The organism is Bacteroides neonati (assembly GCF_000499785.1).
GTDB lineage: Bacteria > Bacteroidota > Bacteroidia > Bacteroidales > Bacteroidaceae > Bacteroides > Bacteroides neonati.
Genome location: NZ_HG726026.1, coordinates 211,293 through 227,083 on the forward strand (window position 1 = coordinate 211,293; position 15,791 = coordinate 227,083).

Annotated in this window: 20 protein-coding genes; all 20 read left to right on the forward strand. The window is 41.6% G+C overall.

Annotation, left to right across the window (positions count from 1 at the left end):
* On the forward strand, positions 1-399 hold a 399-nt coding region (locus tag TY03_RS22730), incomplete at its 5' end, for a hypothetical protein (RefSeq protein ID WP_195892828.1).
* 22 nt (positions 400-421) lie between these two features.
* Positions 422-736 (forward strand): DUF551 domain-containing protein, encoded by a 315-nt coding sequence (locus TY03_RS18380; RefSeq protein ID WP_052332487.1) that lies wholly within the window; start codon positions 422-424, stop codon positions 734-736.
* A 3-nt stretch (positions 737-739) separates the two neighbouring features.
* On the forward strand, positions 740-1,135 hold the full coding sequence (locus TY03_RS18385; protein ID WP_042372621.1) for a hypothetical protein: 396 nt from the start codon (positions 740-742) through the stop codon (positions 1,133-1,135).
* 59 nt (positions 1,136-1,194) lie between these two features.
* On the forward strand, positions 1,195-1,515 hold the full coding sequence (locus tag TY03_RS18390) for a hypothetical protein (RefSeq protein ID WP_042372622.1): 321 nt from the start codon (positions 1,195-1,197) through the stop codon (positions 1,513-1,515).
* 70 nt (positions 1,516-1,585) lie between these two features.
* Positions 1,586-1,771: a hypothetical protein gene (locus TY03_RS18395; RefSeq protein ID WP_042372624.1), complete on the forward strand. Its 186-nt coding sequence runs from the start codon at positions 1,586-1,588 to the stop codon at positions 1,769-1,771.
* Positions 1,746-2,051 (forward strand): hypothetical protein, encoded by a 306-nt coding sequence (locus TY03_RS18400; RefSeq protein WP_042372626.1) that lies wholly within the window; start codon positions 1,746-1,748, stop codon positions 2,049-2,051. Before TY03_RS18395 ends, TY03_RS18400 begins: the two co-directional genes overlap by 26 nt.
* Entirely contained in the window at positions 2,026-2,334 is a 309-nt protein-coding gene (locus TY03_RS22075; protein WP_074434207.1) for an HNH endonuclease signature motif containing protein, read from the forward strand. Before TY03_RS18400 ends, TY03_RS22075 begins: the two co-directional genes overlap by 26 nt.
* A gap of 214 nt (positions 2,335-2,548) precedes the next feature.
* Positions 2,549-2,938, forward strand: a complete 390-nt coding sequence (locus TY03_RS18405) for a phage terminase small subunit P27 family (protein ID WP_042372628.1) — start codon at positions 2,549-2,551, stop codon at positions 2,936-2,938.
* The gene (locus TY03_RS18410) at positions 2,935-4,551 is read left to right on the forward strand and encodes a terminase large subunit (RefSeq protein WP_042372630.1); all 1,617 of its coding nucleotides are present in this window, start codon (positions 2,935-2,937) and stop codon (positions 4,549-4,551) included. Before TY03_RS18405 ends, TY03_RS18410 begins: the two co-directional genes overlap by 4 nt.
* A 99-nt stretch (positions 4,552-4,650) precedes the next feature.
* A complete protein-coding gene (locus TY03_RS18415) occupies positions 4,651-5,832 on the forward strand; it encodes a phage portal protein (RefSeq protein ID WP_394330898.1) in 1,182 nt (393 codons plus the stop codon).
* 46 nt (positions 5,833-5,878) lie between these two features.
* Positions 5,879-6,460, forward strand: a complete 582-nt coding sequence (locus tag TY03_RS18420) for an HK97 family phage prohead protease (RefSeq protein WP_042372634.1) — start codon at positions 5,879-5,881, stop codon at positions 6,458-6,460.
* A gap of 20 nt (positions 6,461-6,480) precedes the next feature.
* A complete protein-coding gene (locus TY03_RS18425) occupies positions 6,481-7,689 on the forward strand; it encodes a phage major capsid protein (RefSeq protein ID WP_042372636.1) in 1,209 nt (402 codons plus the stop codon).
* 7 nt (positions 7,690-7,696) lie between these two features.
* A complete protein-coding gene (locus tag TY03_RS18430; protein ID WP_042372638.1) occupies positions 7,697-8,002 on the forward strand; it encodes a head-tail connector protein in 306 nt (101 codons plus the stop codon).
* Positions 7,999-8,322, forward strand: coding sequence for a phage head closure protein (locus TY03_RS18435; RefSeq protein WP_042372640.1), 324 nt, complete (start codon positions 7,999-8,001; stop codon positions 8,320-8,322). Before TY03_RS18430 ends, TY03_RS18435 begins: the two co-directional genes overlap by 4 nt.
* Positions 8,322-8,828 carry a hypothetical protein gene (locus tag TY03_RS18440; protein WP_052332556.1) on the forward strand — a complete coding sequence of 169 codons (507 nt, stop codon included), beginning with the start codon at positions 8,322-8,324 and terminating at the stop codon, positions 8,826-8,828. The genes TY03_RS18435 and TY03_RS18440 overlap by 1 nt, the downstream gene beginning before the upstream one ends.
* A 2-nt stretch (positions 8,829-8,830) precedes the next feature.
* A complete protein-coding gene (locus TY03_RS18445; protein ID WP_042372641.1) occupies positions 8,831-9,199 on the forward strand; it encodes a hypothetical protein in 369 nt (122 codons plus the stop codon).
* A gap of 38 nt (positions 9,200-9,237) precedes the next feature.
* Positions 9,238-9,720 carry a phage tail protein gene (locus TY03_RS18450; RefSeq protein WP_042372737.1) on the forward strand — a complete coding sequence of 161 codons (483 nt, stop codon included), beginning with the start codon at positions 9,238-9,240 and terminating at the stop codon, positions 9,718-9,720.
* A 226-nt stretch (positions 9,721-9,946) separates the two neighbouring features.
* The gene (locus TY03_RS18455) at positions 9,947-10,573 is read left to right on the forward strand and encodes a hypothetical protein (protein WP_148335715.1); all 627 of its coding nucleotides are present in this window, start codon (positions 9,947-9,949) and stop codon (positions 10,571-10,573) included.
* Entirely contained in the window at positions 10,563-13,655 is a 3,093-nt protein-coding gene (locus TY03_RS18460) for a tape measure protein (protein ID WP_042372642.1), read from the forward strand. Before TY03_RS18455 ends, TY03_RS18460 begins: the two co-directional genes overlap by 11 nt.
* Positions 13,652-15,790, forward strand: a complete 2,139-nt coding sequence (locus TY03_RS18465; protein ID WP_042372643.1) for a hypothetical protein — start codon at positions 13,652-13,654, stop codon at positions 15,788-15,790. Before TY03_RS18460 ends, TY03_RS18465 begins: the two co-directional genes overlap by 4 nt.
* Position 15,791 lies beyond the last annotated feature (1 nt).

Consider the following 15,791-nt stretch of genomic DNA (forward strand, 5'->3'; position numbering starts at 1 on the left):
CGAATCACAGATAAGTACGATGTAAACTGTGGCAAAGAGTTTCCGGGATGGCTAGCATACCATGACCTTTATCACAGGGGTGGCACAAATCAACCTATTGAAGACCTCTATCTTGTAACCATTGACGGGAATGAGAGAAGATATGTAAGTTCTCAAATTGATGTAGAACACTATCGGGAGCAAATACTAAAAGAGGAAATAAAAAACCTCGGTGCCAAAGTAGGCGATAAGGTAAGGGTTCTTAAAGAAACCAGTGGTAGTTATGGGAAGCAGTATTATGATCGTAAAAGCAAAAATGGCTTTCATACTATTACAAAAATAGAATGCTATGGGCATGTGACATTTGACAACGGAGAGGCTGAAATGTTCAGACCGACAGTTGAAGTAATTAACGAATAACTAGAAGTAAAAGAGGTAAACCATGAATGAATTAGAAAAAGCAGCAGCAAGTATATGTGGCGTGCATCCCGACTGGAGTAAGTTAGAATGTTTCAGAATAGGGTTCAAAGAGGGTGCCCAGTGGCAAGCCAAGCAATCCCCGTGGATCAGCGTAGATGAACGGTTACCAGATGAAAATCAAATGGTGCTCTGCCAAATGAAGTCAAACAATGCAATTGTTAGTGCATATATCTACAAGAATGGGGAAGGCAATCCTCAAACAGCTACTTCCCCATTATTTGAGTTTGAGGATTATCAAGGCTATGAACCGATCCGATGGATGTCAATACCCGAATAGCCTATGTCTACATTAACACGTGACGAGCAGCAACTTAGAAAGATGATAAAGGATGCTACAGGAATGAAGGTTTACAAAGCATCGTTCAAGCCATTAGTATTCAATATCTATTACAGTATTGTCCAGGAGTACAAGAATCAATCCGCATCACACATTACCGTTGCGCAAGGTGGCTGGCATGCAACTGATGGTGGAGAATATAAAATCTCAATCTATACACCAACGATAATAGTAGGTCATAAACGATTGATTAACATTCAGTATGTTAGAGATATTGCAACAAAAATAACAAATGCTTTAGATGATAGATTTGCTAGCGATTGTTGGAATACTTGCAATGAAGAAAGCAGTATTTGGCTTCCACTATCTCGCACTTCTTTCTATTTACAAAATACCTAATTTTAAAGAATAATTATAATCTAGAACCTTACGGTGTATAGGTGAACCGTACAAATACGATGAGTAAAAGCAATAATTCAACAGGTGGTGGCATCGGCTTTTTAGGGATTCTCACAATCGTTTTTATAGTACTGAAGCTAACAAATTATATTGATTGGTCCTGGTGGTGGGTGTTATCACCTGTATGGGCACCCATCATTCTTGCGGTCTTGATTCTATTAATTGTATATCTTACAGGTTTTTTGTTATCAAAAACAGATAAATACAAGTCGCATGGGCAGCACGTCCAGAAAAAGAAAACTGGTTTTGCAGCTCGCTTAGAATCCATGCAGAAGCAAAATAAAGAATTACTCCAAAGGAATAACGAGGTAAGCCAATAAAAAAGGCAGTACAGTTCCCCATACCACCGATTTGTATATTATTCTTGGCGGAACAAATATACAAAAAGATATGGGAAATAAAAAAAGATCAATAAGATTTGATGAACGAACATGGATGTTGCTTAATGAATTATCTGATAAAACTGACAGTAACATATCAATCGTGGTTCGCAGCCTTGTTAAGAAAGGCCTCAACGAATTAATTGATGATTCCGGAAACATAATATTAAATGAGAGACAGGTACAAAAAGAGTAAATTCTATCCCATGGTAGCCGAAAGCATCGGGCGCAATTACAATCGCCTTCATGCTTTATGCTGCCATGGGAAACATGGATATTTCGACGCACGCAGTCCGGAAGATATATTCCAAGATACAGTTGTGTTTGTAATTCAAGACGCGAAGGCGCAGAATAAATCTAACAATGATTTTATAGAACATTTTCTGTTCCGATTCCGCATGATTGAATTTCAGGCGCAGCAAGACGCTAAACAGCTTAAATCAATGCCTTATGCCAACTATAAACAAACTACCTAGCAAACAGACCAAGACTGGTAATCAATACGACGCTGCACGAAGGAAGATATACAACTCAGAGCGTTGGCGACGATTGAGGGCATGGAAGTTCACGAACAGCCCTTTGTGTGAGATATGCCTACAAAATGGCATAGTAACTCCATCTGAGGATATACATCATATCGTATCATTCATGAGTACAGAGGATCAATCACAGCGTGTGTTCTTAGCTTATGACTATGACAATCTACAGAGTCTCTGTAAGAAGTGCCACCAATCAGTGCACAACTCAAAGGCTCTGTAGATGCTCTCTGAAATTTCTATTTTCGTGGAACAAAACGTTAAATCATTGTTCCACGAACGAGGGGGGTAGGGGGTCTTTTTTTAGAGAGACGGAGCCTGCCAACCTCACCTAACCCGACTTCACACGCACGGCACTTTTTGAAATTTTGAATTTGTTAAATCGTTAACACTCCATTTGTCGGACAACTCCGTGGTTGATAGGTAAAACTTAGATTATGGTAAAATTTAAAATGCCAATAGGCTTATCAGAGGAAACAGAGGACTTTATGAAAGATGTAGTGAAGGAGTTGAACAAGAGAAAGGCTATTCAGTCGATTGATCTGGGAGCATTACGCATGTTGGCAACGAGTTATGAAATGTATCTGCAATCGACACAAATAATGCTAAAAGAAGGGCCAATCGTGATGATAAAATATGAGAAAGCAGCTAATCCGGCACAGAATATTGCAACCAAAAACTATGCTCAAGTGATGAAAATTATGACAGAGTACGGGCTAACGGTGAAGAGTCGCTCTACTATCAGTACTATGAAATCGGTCGAAGAAGATAATTCTCCGTTAGATAAATTCATCAATAACTCTAAGAAAAAGAAGATAGGGAAATGAAAGGTTACTATCAATATGCACAGGATGTGACCGATGGTAGAGTGCTGGTCGGGAAGTATATTAAACTGGCAGTTGAAAGATTTTATTGCTTCATCGAGCGCGAAGATTTAGAGTTTCGGGAAGATGAAGTAGATAGAGTGATTGATTTTATAGCCTTGCTCAGACACTACACTGGTCGCCATGCCGGAAAGCCCTTTATTTTGCTTCCGTGGCAAGAATTCGTAATTGCAAATATCTATGGTTTCTATCGAAAGGACGATGGAGAACGGCTTACTACATCAGTTTACATCGAAATTGCGCGTAAAAATGGAAAATCGGCATTTGCGGCCGCTCTGTGTCTTTACCATTTAATTGCTGATGGTGAAGCAGGAGCTGCCGTCTATCTGGCCGCAAACAGTAAGGATCAAGTAAAAGACTCCTCTTGGCCGCTTTGTTCGAAATTTGCCAAAGGGCTTGATCCAAAGGCGAAGAGGTTAGATATTTTTAGAGATACCGTAAAGTTCGACCTCACCGACAGCACACTTAAGGTGTTGGCTGCGGATGCACGCCTATTGGATGGATCGAATCCTTCAATGTTTTTGCTTGATGAATACCATGCTGCCCGTACTTCAGAAGTAAAGGACGTTCTTCAGTCTGGACAGGGAATTCGAGATAATAAGATGGGCGTGATTATAACTACCGCAGGATTTGATAAGCTTGGTCCGTGCTATCAGATGCGCACCATGTGCACCGAAGTACTTATGGGGATGAAAAAAGACGATACGCTCTTTGCCGGTATTTATTCGCTTGATGAGTCGGACGATTGGAAAGACGAAACCATGTGGGCGAAGAGCAACCCGAATTTAGATGTGACTGTGAAGACGAAGTACCTCAGGGAACAAGTTCAGAAGGCTGTAAACTCGCCATCGGAAGAGGTGGGCATCAAAACAAAGAATATAAATATGTGGTGTGATGCTGAAACGGTATGGATTCCCGACCACTATATTTTGAGCTCATCAGAAAATATTGATTTTGATCAGTTCCGTGATATGGATTGTTATGCAGGAATTGACCTTTCATCTACCAGTGACTTAACTTGTGCTGATTTTATGTTCCCGACTGAGGATAAATACTATTTCAAAACAAAGTACTACTTACCTGAAGCGGCTTTGCGTGAGAAGCGATTCAAGGAACTTTACGGAGAATGGCGCAGACAGGGACTTATTACAATTACTCCTGGCAATGTGGTTGACTATGATTTTATTCTTAACGATATAATCGATATCGGACGTATCGTGTCTTTGCAAAAGATTGCGTACGACTCCTGGAACTCCACCCAGTTTGTAATAAATGCCACAGATGCCGGATTGCCGATGGAACCGTTCAGCCAAGCACTCGGTAATTTCAACCGGCCAACAAAGGAGATGGAACGCCTCATTCTTTCTGGCAAAGCTGTGATCGATAATAACCCGATCAATCGTCACTGCTTTCGTAACGTAGTGATGGCTCGTGATCGAAACGGAAACACCAAGCCGTCTAAGCAGTTTGAAGAAAAGAAGATCGATGGTGTGATTGCCAAGTTGGAAGCACTTGGGGTTTATCTTGTTTCACCTCGTTACAGCGCGTTAATTTAAAGTTGTCGGACAACTCTGTGGTTGTATAGAAAAACAGTTATGAAAATACTTGGAGTTGAAATAAGAAGAGCCAGTAAGAAGGAAATAGCGGGTACGTCCATGATGCGCGGAGGTGGAATTGCTTTAGCCAGCCGGAGTAAACCAATGCTTCTTAGTACGGTGTACCGTTGCGTGGATGTGATCGGCGATGCTGTTGCCCAACTTCCACTGGATACGTACTTGGTGGATGAAGAAGGTTATAAATCTAAGTTTAAAAAGCATCCGGCATACCATCTGTTGAACTGTGAGCCGAACGAGGATATGACCCGTTTCACGTTCTTTAAAACACTTGTTACCTCTGTACTGTTGGACGGTAACGGATATGCCTATATTGAACGTGATAGCGTTGGAAATGCCGTACAGTTAGTTTACCTGCCTTCGTACATGGTGAGTATTGTCTATGTACCCGATCGAGGTACCGGTATACAGCGAAAGCGATATCAGGTAACTGGGTTTACCGAATTGGTGGAACCGCATGATATGATTCACATTCTAAATTTTTCATATGACGGCATTATAGGTGTTTCTACGCTAACACACGCTCGGCAGACGATTGGTATTGCCACAAGCAGCGAACAACACGCTGCTGGATTTTTTGAGGGTGGCGGAAGTATGGCAGGCACATTAACTATTGAGGGTACTCGCTTGAATGCGGAACAAAAGAAACAGAATTACGAAGAGTGGGAAAAGCGAACTAATCCAGCAACCGGTCACCCTAACGGGATTGTGATTTTAGAGGGGAATATGAAATACCAACCGATAACGGTCAACCCCAAAGATGCCCAGTTACTCGAAAGCCGTCTGTTTAATGGGATTGACATCTGTCGATTTTTCTCCGTTTCACCGGTAAAGGCCTTCGATTTGAGTAAGTCTAGTTATTCGACAGTGGAAGCCACACAACTTGCTTTCCTAACTGATACGGTAGCGCCAATGCTTGAAAAAATAGAGTTAGAAATTAAGCGCAAGGTGTTCAAACCCTCTGAATGCGAATCAATCTCAGTACAATTTGATACTTCAGCGCTTCTTCGTGCGGATATGACCTCTTTAGCTGCTTACAATAACATGTTATTCCAGAATGGCGGTATCTCTCCTAACGAGATACGTAGGGCAAATAATCTGCCAAGACTCCCGGATGGTGATGAAACTTTCGTCCAAGTGAATACGCAACCGTTAAAATTTGCTGTAATGCGTCCAGTTGACCCCGAAAAAGACAAAAATAAGCTCGAAAACCCGAAAAAATAGAAAAGTTGTCGGACAACTCTGTGGTTGTACTATAAATACTTGAATTATGGATGAAAAAAGGGAAATAAGAAATACTTCGTATGAAGTGACGGTGGATTCCGAAAGTAGGACTGTAGAGGGTTATGCTCTACTGTTTGATACCCCATCTACAGGGCTTCCATTTACAGAAGTCATTGAGAGGGGCGCATTAGAAGGTGTGCTTCCAAAGAGTGATGTATTCGCATTATTGAATCACAATCAAAGCCGAGGAGTTTTGGCGAGATCAAACAAAGGAAAAGGCTCCTTATTGCTATCTATTGATACCAAGGGGTTAAAATACCGTTTTGAGGCGCCTAATACACCGCTTGGTGATGAGTTATTGGAGAATTTAAATCGTGGAGAGATCGATAGCTCTTCCTTTGCCTTTACGGTTGAAAAAGATACATGGGAGCGCTGCAAGGATGGAAAGGTAAAACGAACCATACAAAAGGTTTCAGAGCTTTATGATGTATCACCGGTATATAATGCGGCTTACTCGCAAACATCCGTATACAAGCGGGGCATGGACGATTTAGAGGCAGAAGAAAGAAGGGCAGGGGAAGAGTCTTTAAAGACTTATTATGCTGCAATAGAGAAAAAATTCATTTAATAATTTTTAATTATCAGATTATGGCTAAAGAAAAAAGCACAGTCGAGCTGAAAGACGAAAAACAACAGCTTATTACTCGTTCCAAGGCAATTACCGAAGCTGCAAAAGGTGAGAAGCGAATGCTTAATGATACAGAAAATACCGAACTGGGAAGCATCCAGTGCCGGTTGGCTGATATTAACATTGAACTCTCTGAATTGGCAGAGACAAACAAAGGTAAGGGTACTCCTTACGGCACGCAAAAACGATTCTCATTGCTCCGTGCCATTGGAGAATCAATTAGCGGAACCTATTCAGACGAAAGTCTAGCGGTAATTGAGAGAGGACGTGCGCAGATGTCCGGTATGGAGACAGTAGGCAGTCTATTGCTGCCTGTCGAGGATAGAGCCGCCGTAGTGGCCGGAACTCCTGCTAATGGTGGTAATGTGATCGACACTGACCTATTGGATATCATGACACCGCTTAGTGCCAATCTCATTTTGGCTCAGGTTGGTGCGAACATCGTAACCGGATTGACGAACAATGTTTCCATTCCGAAGTACACAGGTACCACTGCCAACTGGGCAGGTGAAACAGCTTCTGCTGAAGACGGGACAGGCACCTTCAGTAAGCAGGGGTTCACCCCGAAACGTTTGACGGCCGTAACGTATATTTCTAAGCAGATGTTGGCACAGGATTCTTTGGGCGTTGAAAGAATGTTGCGCGACCAGATTGTCCGTGCGATTGCTGCCAAATTGGAATCTACCATCTTCGGGGCTGCCACTACGTCTACATTAAAACCGGATGGCTTCTTCACTACCGTTCCGGCTGCAGGCGGTGTTGTTGACTGGAAGAAGATTGTTGAACTCGAAACAAAAATAAACTCTTCCAACGCTTTGCAGGGCAACTTGGCGTATGTGATTCATCCGTCTATCCTTGGTAAGCTGAAAACTACTGTGAAAGACGCTTCCGGTGCAGGTGGTTTCCTGATTGGAGACAATGGACTACTGAATGGATTCAAGTGTCTTGTTACCACTAATGTTGCAAGTGGACTGCAAACAGCTAAAGATGAATACGGAGCAATCTTCGCTAACTGGGCCGATTATTTCATTGGTCAGTGGGGTGCACTTGATTTGACTGTTGATCCTTATACAATGGCCGGAGAAGGACAAATCAAGCTGATTGTAAATGCCTACTTTGATGCCGGCATACGTCGCGAGGAAAGCTTCGCTAAAACAACTTGGAAATAAAACAACCATGGCATATATAACTTTAGAACTGGCAAAGAAACATCTAAACGTAGAAGAAAGCTACACAGATGATGATAGCTATATCGAGCTTTTGATCGGTGCGTCTGAGAATGCCGTTTCAAAAGATATATGTGAGAACCTAAAAGACATAGAGAGCGAACCGGGAAAACTCCCGGACTCTCTTGTTTTTGCAATCCTCTTACAGATCGGAGATTATTACAGCAATCGTGAAACTATGGCTTTTGGCTGCACCGTAAAGGCTCTCCCTACTTATGACAAACTAATCGGACATTATCGGAATTATTCAAAATGAGAGCAGGTCTTTTACGTGAACTATTAGTTTTTAAGGAGTTGAAACAGGTGCAATCTAATAGTGGAGCTGCTAAGAAAGAGTATGTACCCATACTGACTTGTAAGGCTTATCGCAAAAAGCAGGCTACGGTAGTAGACCGTGATGGCGTTAATGCTATGGAGCAGTTCACCGGGTGTATTATTGTTTTTCAGACACGCTATTACCCAGTTATCAAAGAAAATCAAAGAGTCGAATACCAAGGAAGGGATTACTCTATTTCTCTGCTTGACAAACAGGGGGATAATACATACCTAATCACTCTAACTAAAATTGACAAGTAATGAATGGTCTTAGGCAATATGCAATAAGAAGAGGTCGGGAAAGCCCATTGCTCAATAGGGGAATGTCTTTTCAGATAACAACGATTGGGGCTGCACAGGTCGAATCGGCTGTTAGTGAATTGCTGGATATTGATAAGGACAAGGCCATACGAGCTGGTCTTAGAAGTATGGGTAATACGCTTGTATCTGGAGGAAAAAGGCGGTTGAAATCGCGATTAAAAGACTCTAGCGGATTACAGGGAAAACTTTTTAAAGCTTTTAAGATTCGCGTGAAATTGCGCAAACCGGGTGCGTTAGTAGGATTTAATAAGGATGGGCACCATTCACACTTGGTTGATATGGGAACTGAAAAAAGAAAGCATCCAATCACGGGAACTTCCGGTATCATGCCAGCTAATAGCTTTTGGACAGATACAGCTCGAGAGGACTGGGATAATGCTTCTAAAAAGCTTTTTGAAGGGATAGAACGCGCCAAAAATAGAATTATAGAACGTAACTCTTACTAGGCATGAATAAACTTAAAATTACCACAGAAGTACGAAGTATTCTTCTCAATTCTCCCGAGATTTTCGAATTGATAGGAGAACGAGTTTTTCCACTTGTGGCTCCTGCGGATACTGATGGGGATTTTATTGTATATCAGCGCGATGGATATAAGATCGAATCCACCAAAATGGGTAGATGCATTGATAAACCAATGGTGTATATCAATACTGTAAGTGACGATTATGACCGATCTCAGGATTTGGCGTCAATAGTCTACGAATTACTGGAGGGGGATTTTGAAAGTCCAAATATGCGAATACGCCTAGAGGACTCAACAGAGGACTATGCGGACGGGAAATACATTCAGGTACTCCTGTTTTCAATTCAATAATTATGGCAAGAAGTAGAACAATTAACAATTTAAGTAAAATGGCAGCAATTAAACATGATTCGAATACTGACATCGTAAGGGGTGAGTTATTCTTGTTTATCGGTGAAAGTCCGATTGCATTTGCATCAAGCTGTGGGCTTGATATCTCTACCGAAGAGATCGATATCTCAAACAAGATGTGTGGAGACTGGGCGGCAGCGCTACCCGGAAAGAAGAGTTATACACTATCGAGTGAATCTCTATTGACTCGGTTAACCGGTGCGGTCAGCTTTGATACGCTGTTGGCCAAACAAGTGGCCGGTGAGACTTTGGAGTTTTTCTTTGGTGCGGCAAAGGTAACTGAGCCAACTAATGTAGGCGGAAAGTTCGCTTTAGACACCGCTCAGGTAAACTACAAAGGCACCGTCATGATTACATCGCTATCGCTTAAGAGTGATAACGGTCAGATTGCATCGTGTAGTGCATCATTTAAAGGTATCGGCGCATTAGAACCGGTTGCTCCGGTCGTGATCGGAGGTTAGAAACTTTATTTTAAACATTGAAAGGGCGGTCCATTGATGGCCGCTCTTTCTTTATAAATAAGAAAACATGGAATCATTTCTAATATATGCACTTGCGGCTTTTATCATCTATTTGGTGGCTTGCGTTATCGATTTTGTTTTTTCCAGATCAGGAAGGCCTTCTCCTAATCTAATTCCACCACCGCCCGCGCGGAAACCTGAATCTAACGCGATAAAGGGGTTTGTTGTGAGTATGAAGCTAACGATGAAGGTAGTTATCCGTTGGGAACAATTAATCGGCCGGTCTTTCTCATGCATGGACTATAAAAATCAATCGGATGTCGAGGCGTTGATTTACTGCTTGATGTTGTGTAATAATCCTAATATGACTTATACGCTCGAAGAGTTTACTCATACACTGAAGAACGATAAAATATCACGGGATATCTATAAGGCATTCGCACGCGAATCTTCTGTAATAAACCAATTTCAGGCAGCTACAGAGTCGGTCAAATCTAGTGAATCGGGAGCCACTCCCGGGTATATTAAAGATATCGTATCGATGCTTATCATGCATGGATTGGATGCCAACTTCGCCATGAATATGGAACTGTGCGATATGCCTCTGTTTATAGCAGCTTATCAAACCAATCGGAAGGAGCTAATGGAGAGCGACAGACTATGGACATACCTCACTATACTACCTCATGTGGATGGTAAGAAATTGCCTTCTGCACGTGATCTTTATCCTTTCCCATGGGAAGAAGAAGAGATGATGGAAGAGGCTACGAAATCCATTCAGGAGGATTCGGATAAGCTAGATGCATTTTTTGAACAAGGTAAAAATTTAATAGCAAAGAATTATGGCGGGTAGATTAAGTTTCTCGATAGCGATAAATCTCCTCACGGAGAACTTCAAGAAGGGAACGAATAACGTTAAGAACGGATTCCGTTCGATGCAAATGCAGGTATTAACCTTTGCTGCTGCCTTAGGTGTCGGTGGGCTTGGGTTAAGTGACTTTGTGTCTCGACTAATAACAGTGGCCCGGGAGACGAGCCGAGTTACAACGGCACTGAAAAACGTATCGGGAAGTTTAGGGCAGTTTGCCGACAATCAACGGTTCCTGCTTGATATGGCGAAGAAATACGGATTAGAGATAAACGCTTTGACCGGCAATTTTGCAAAATTTACGGCCGCCTCTCAAGTGTCGGGTATGTCGATGATGAATCAGCGAAAAATATTTGAGTCTGTTTCCCGGGCGGCTACAGCATTTGGCATGAGTGCCGAGGATTCAAACGGCGTATTTCTTGCGTTGTCGCAAATGATGTCTAAAGGAAAGATCAGTTCGGAAGAGCTTCGTTTGCAGATGGGAGAGAGGCTGCCAATAGCATTACAGGCGATGGCTAAGGCTGCCGGGGTTTCTGTTGCCGGTCTTGACAAATTATTAAAGCAAGGTAAGTTAATGAGTGCTGACGTACTCCCTAGGTTTGCTGATGCTCTTAATGAAATGATCCCGAACGTTGATACGGACAATCTCGAAACGTCTATAAATCGGCTTAAAAACGCTTTCACGAAGTTTACAAAAGAGACGGGCATACAAAATGCATACAAAGGTATCATCGATTGGCTTACCGGAAAGGTAACGATAGCAGGAGAAGATATAAAAAAGGTGTTTTCCAGTGTAGCGGCTTTTGTTGTAGGTGTTTCTCTTGGAAAGATGTTTAAATGGATCGTTGCCCAATTGGCTGCTTCACAAAGAGCCGCCATGATTGCAGCATCTCGATCTGCCAAAGCTGCCGGTGTTGCATTCGATGCAGTCGCTTGGAAAGCTCAAAGCGCTGGGGCTACGGTGAGCACGATGTTTACACGCTTAGGTGCATCTATGAAGTCGGCTTTTATTTCCGCATTACCTACTGCAATTCTTGTATTCTTATCTATGGCTGCTGCAAAATTGATAAGCATGCGACAAGAGGCAGCCCGAATTAAAAATCTATTCTCTGATTACAAGGCAGAGGCAAATCAATCTACACAAACGGCTGAAATAATAGCTCTCAACACTCAATTGAAGCTGATGAATGAGAAAGGGGCCAGTCAGGAGCAGATTAATAATGCACAAGCAGAACTACAAAAGCAACTCGGGAAAGAATATAAAAGCCAGGAAGAGCTTAACAAAGCGGTTGCAAAAAGAGTTGAGCTATTGAAGGCAGGAGCCGAGGTTGATTTTTACACTCGTAAGAAATTAGAGACTGAAGATCAAATAAGCAATCTACAGCGCAAGAAAGGTAAAGCTGCAGCATCTGTCGTGCAAACTGGTGGAATGTATAATCCATGGAATGGTCCCGTTGGAATAAAAACACTATGGAGTGCGTTTAATCCATTTAATGGCGCTAAAGTTGAAACCGATGCCGCATCGGCTGGGCTAACAGAGCTACAGCGAATATTGTCTGATGTGAACAGTAAACTGGAGACATCTACATCTTCGGCAAATGCTCTTGGCTCAACAAATACTAACCTTGGCGGTGGAGATAGTGATGCCAAGAAAACCGACCTACAGAAAGCAGAGGAAAAGTACGCTCAATCGCTTCGTGAACTTGATGCAAAGGTCGAAATAGAGAAGATATCGAAGAATGAGTATAACAAAGCATTAGATGAACTCAACGCAAGTATGTTCATTGAGGCTAAAGGATCGGGAGATAAAGCTATACTCGAGAGCAAGTACTTCAAGAATCTGCAGGAGGCTGTTAAACATCCTCTTTATAACAAGAATATAGCTGAATTAGAGGATGTACAGAAAAAGCACAAAGAAGAAGAGAGTAAGCTTCTGAACCTGTATCAAAACAAGCGGTTGACAGAGCAAGAATATAACGACGAACTCCGTAAACTGACGCAGGAAACGATTAAAGCAGCAGGCTCTATATCCGGACTTGAAAGCCAAGCTTATGTATCAGCGATGCAATTCCGAGCCAACTCAATGAAGCCGAATATGCCAGTAATGAAGCAGCGAGATACCACCTACGATTATAAAAAGTCAAAATCTGATATAGCTGGCGAAGAACTTGACATTGCGAAGGATTATGCCAAAAAATTACAAGAGCAAGCAAAAGAAGCCGGTAGGGCTCTTTCCGAGGAGTTAGCAAACGCAATGGCCAATGTGCCTACGTTGGAAAAAGCGTTGAAGATTGCTGTGGTCATGGAAGACGTGAAGCAGTTAAAAGAAGAGCTTAATGATGGACTCTATAGTGGCGTAAAAGATATTGCATCCAGTGCGGATCGCCTTGTTTCTTCTTTCCAAGCACTCAAAGAAGCTTTTGACCCCGATTCAGAAGCGAGCGGATGGGAGCGGTTGATGGCTGTATGGAGTGCAATGACAAACGTCGTAGACTCATTCCTTTCTGTTGCCAAAATGATGGAAAACTTAACTGAGCTTACTAATAAGCTGATACTCGCAAAACAAACTGAGGCGACTATAGATACTGCATTGACGGGCACTAAGGTAGCTAATGCAGCAACGCAAACAACGGCTACTACTAGCGCATTAGCAACGCAAACAACTGCTGAAGTAGCTGCTTCAGCAACAAAATCGACTGCCGCATCTGTTGAGATGGCAGCGAAGAGTACGGCAGCATACGCCGCTATTCCATTTGTTGGGGTCGGGTTAGCTGCCGCTCAAATAGCTGCAATGGAGGCTATGATTATGGCTGCCGGGCTTCCTAAGTTTGCCAATGGTGGTATTGTTTCAGGCGGTCCAACATCCGGAGATAAAATCTTAGCTCGCGTAAATGCGGGTGAAATGATCCTTAATGCCGGGCAGCAGTACCGGTTGTTTGAAGCGATTAACTCCGGAAGGCTAGGAAGCTCCCGAAACATCAATATCGGATTTGACAGAGTGCGTGGAGGTGATATTCTGCTCTCTCTTAATAACACATTAAAAAAACAAGGGAAGAAACCATTATGAGTTACAAACTAATATACACTATACCATACGCAAGCCTTAACAATGAGGCTTGCGTTGTTGAGATTGAAAAAGAGGACTACACAGGTTTACCAACCGAGTTGACCGGTTCAGAGTCTCCTTTTGAAGTAGAAATCGATGATAACGATTTTCTTTATGCTCCAACAAGATTTAGCACTGCACGAATTCGTGTTGTCGGTAGCGACTACCTGCAAGAGTTGTACTCTACATCTTATCAACAATACAGAGTTACCTTTAAGCGTGATGGAGTTGTTACCTGGTGCGGATTTGTTAAGCCAGAGGTTTACACACAAGATTACAGCTCAGACAAGTTCGAGCTTGAAATAGAGTGTATGAGTGCAATGTCAGTATTAGAGTTTATTAAATACAAGCAGACTGGCGCCGATGGTAAGGTTTTTACTTCACTTTGGGATTTGCTTAAAAAGTGCGTAGTGGCTTCACGTGGGCAGTATTCTGCTGTTTATATCCCACATGTATATGCTAAGGATATGGAAAGTTATGCGGCTTGGGAAGATGTCTTAATCCAGATGCTTGTTAGTGAACAGGATTTTTTCGACGAGGACGACAAACCAATGAAATTGAAAGAGGTGTTGGAAGAGATGTGCAAGTTCCTTAACTGGACATGCGTAGATTATTTGGGTGAGCTGTATTTCGTTGATATGGATCATGATGGAGAATATTACCGGTATAATCTTGATATGACAGTTTTTAGCAAAGCAACTAGAGGCCCGGTTCTTAATGTTCAAAAAGTTGGCTTTTTAGGAAACAATCACGCACTTGATTTTTTACCTGGTTATAACAAATGCATTGTTCGAACGAGCAACTACCCAGTTGGGAGTGTTTTTATTGAAGAAGATTTCAATACGGCAAAAGTTATAGATAGATATAAGAAAATAAATTCATCCAATCCATCTGCTCCACAAAGGACTGAAACTACATACGTGTTCCTTAAACCAAATACTTACAAGGATTATCATTATGTGTATAATGAATATAATATCCCTGATTTTGGTATCGAGAAAGGCTGGAATATTGTTTCTCAAGATCGTTTTGAGGAGACTTCACCTGATATTAAACTATCGATGTTTGGTGCTACTATAATGAAAAGATGTGAGATTCAATTCAAAGATGGTGTTTCTAGCGCATTTAATTATGACTTTGAGAATTTAATTAAGCTGTGTGTGAGTCAAACTAATTTTGTTTTTCCTAATACGGAGATAACTACTTTATTGCCAATTGGGAAGGTGTTGCTTAATCTAGGCGAATACCTTCCATGCGCATCATATATAGACGGTGCTATTTCTATTAATATGTCAATACTTACAGATGGAATGGCTAGACAAACACCTGGTATAGATGCCGAGTTTAACTTTCAGCCAATCAAAATGTATTTTAAATTAAAAATAGGCGAATATTATTACAATGGTACAAATTGGGTGAAAAATGAATCAACATTCGGTGTTGAGTTTGAAAATACAAATAGAGCGTACGAGCAGTACAACTTTATAAATGTAAAAAACACAAAGACAATAGACATGCCTTATAATGGCATGAGTGGATATATTATACCGATAAAGGGAATAGCATTAACTGGGTCTCCTAGCCTGCAGATTGTTGGATTTTTCGCAAGGGGATCAGGTGTGTATGATTATGATAATAGGCAATTCGGTTGCTTTGTTAAAGATATCAAGGTGCAATATCAAAAAGAAGATATAGACGGATTAAATGTTTCAGAGAATTCTGATCGATATTATGAAAATATTGTTAATGAAGATTATATTAATGAACTCGACGAAATCGAGTTTAAAATATCTTCATATAACAACGATGGAGCGTGCTATAGTAAAGTGCTTATTGATGGTAAATACTTGACTGACAATCTATATTCATCCGTTATGGGAGAGCCTACTAGACCCGAGGAACAGCTAATACATCGCATCATAAATCGCTATAGTGCCACCCACGTAAAACTTACACAGGTAATAAAAGAGACACCGAAATTGACTCCTTTAACAAAGTTGTCGGACAACTTCATGGTTGATAAGAAATTCATGCCTATTGGAGGTTCGATTGATTATAAAACCGGGCAGTATAGGTGCATAATGGTAGACGTGTAAA